Source organism: Microcoleus sp. Pol8_D6, assembly GCF_036700965.1.
In the GTDB taxonomy this organism is placed as follows: domain Bacteria; phylum Cyanobacteriota; class Cyanobacteriia; order Cyanobacteriales; family Microcoleaceae; genus Microcoleus.
Window position 1 is genome coordinate 1 of the sequence record NZ_JAUBPW010000155.1, and the last position, 2,172, is coordinate 2,172.

Below are 2,172 nucleotides of genomic sequence, written 5' to 3' on the forward strand. Positions count from 1 at the left end.
TTGCATCAAGGATAGCAAAATTGTCATCACCAAAAACTGAGATGGCGTCAGGTATTTTTGTAAATGACTCTGGTAGAATCTTAGTATCATTATTTTTTTGGATAGGCAAGCGTGTAACAACTCTGCTGCCTATCTTTTTTTACCACAAGTTGGCTCAATCCTTACTAACTATGAGTTTGGGGCGGGTCGTCACCCCCCCAGGATATCACAAGAGTTTAGGACTATGCAAAAGATCTCAAGCAGGACTTACGCATGAACGCTATATATAGCGTTTGGCTTAATAGAGAAGGCTAAGCCTTTCGGACTGGATACAACTTTAAAACCCAGGCTCATCAACCCCAGGAAATTGAAATATAAAAGCCAAAACTAGACCAAGGTCATCTTAAGAGTGGGGGTTTGTAGTTCCCGACTTAAATAGTCTGATAACAGTCCTTGTTTAAGTTGATAGATAGTCAAATTCATCTGATTGGCGAGGTCTTTGAGCCTAAGCCAGACTAGAATAGCGCATCCAATATGATTTCTTTGAATCCGGGCTTTTCTGCACTGGCACTTGGAAACTCCAGTCAGTTGTTTCAGTTCTCTGTGAAACTCCTCAATTTTCCATCGATTGGCGCACACATCTTTAACGTCATCCGTAGAAGACTGAGAAATATCGTTGGTAGCGACATATTCCGTGTCGCCGTTCGAGGCAACTACCCGGAATAATTTCACTTTTTTTAGATTAGGAAACCCTTTGACTTTTACGATTTTTCCTGACTCATTTTCCTCATCACTCCAGCTCAATTTTTCAATTCGTTTGTACTTTTCTACCCCTCCTGTATCATCAACTAATCGATTTTTTTTAAAGGGACAGTAGTAAAACTTACCCAAGCTATCAATTAACAGCATTAAATCTTTGGTCGCATACCAACTATCCATCAAGACGCTCCCAAAAGGCAATTTCTTGTGATAGACTATACCTTTGAGCATATCTTCTACATGGTCTAGTTTAGTCTTTCCGTCTCCATCAGGGTCATAAATGCGGTAATCCACTATCCAAAAAAGCCCTTTTTTTGGATTGACATAGATGCAAGTAACTAGACCAATCCCCCGAATTACCAGTTTTTCGTTTCCACTATATTGTCGGCTACTCAGCTCGATTTTAGTGGCAAATCTTTTATCAATAACTGTGTCGTCAAATAAAAGATAACCTCCTTCATCAGTTTGGATAATCAGCTTAACTTGCTTCCAAAGCATCCGGGAAGTGATTTTTTCAGTTTTTAATAATAAATTAATAGTATCGTGGCTGCAGCGCTGGAGATGGTCAGCCAGATTGGTCACCGTATAATTAATTTGACTGCTTAATAAATATTGACAATAGTCAAGGGTCGTAAATTTCATACGCCATCGAGTTTTCGGCTCATTTACTATTTTACAGCCAAGCTTTTCTCTGAAGTCCCCTCCATCCAGAAAAAAAATCTTATAAAAAAAAGAAAAAATATAAAATCTAGCAATAGTTCAGGCGATTTTCTAGCGAGGAGTAGCGTCAGGAATCGCTCTAGTTTGGGAAGAGGGTACGCTATATATAGCGTTCGTGCGTAAGTCCTGTTACACTTAAATAATTGTAGATGCAGTAGTGATGTATTATTATCATAATACTCCCGATATATGCTGGGAATGGATAGTTATTAAGGGTCTGATTTTTAACATTTTAAGGGTTAAGAAGATTTAATTCATGCCCTCACGTCAATTTTTAGGGATTCCTAACTGGGTGATACGATTGTTGCACAGACTTTTGGGTGTTTTTACTCACGCTTTGTCTCGGATGATTCACTTTTACCACCTCAATCCGCCTATGTACCAGTTGAGGGTGTGGAATGTTGGTTTTAATTGAGTAAACAGTTAAAAAGCGAGTAAAATTACTCATTGACAATAGTGTTTTTAACTTAACTTGTGAGTAATGCTCCGCGAGTTCGACTGCATCCCAAGAAACTATGCTATTCCAAATCAGAAGAACTACTGAGACACTCAATTAGATTGTTAGTATATTATTTGAAATTCTGGGATGTTCCGGTTGCTCAATAATTCATACCGATATTCAGCAACGCCAAAAATTTAAGGGAGAAAAACCCTGAAGACTGCAGAGAATTAAGTCATCATCATCACCATGTGGAAACAGAGGTCAAGCCCTCG

Annotated in this window: 1 protein-coding gene and 1 pseudogene; one reads left to right on the plus strand and one right to left on the minus strand. The window is 38.7% G+C overall.

Annotated features, from left to right (window positions below; translation table 11 throughout):
• Positions 1 to 366: 366 nt before the first annotated feature.
• Complete coding sequence (locus tag QUA10_RS28885; RefSeq protein WP_333086480.1) at positions 367 to 1,380, minus strand: IS701 family transposase; 1,014 nt, start codon at positions 1,378 to 1,380, stop codon at positions 367 to 369.
• A gap of 573 nt (positions 1,381 to 1,953) precedes the next feature.
• Between QUA10_RS28885 and QUA10_RS28890 the strand changes: the two are divergent.
• Positions 1,954 to 2,064: pseudogene (locus QUA10_RS28890) on the plus strand (IS1 family transposase); the annotation flags it as partial.
• Between the last annotated feature and the right edge of the window lie 108 nt (positions 2,065 to 2,172).

Bases quoted from the DNA above. Each gene is read 5' to 3' on its own strand.
- QUA10_RS28885 (WP_333086480.1), bottom strand. From the start codon at position 1,380: ATGAAATTTACGACCCTTGACTATTGTCAATATTTATTAAGCAGTCAA.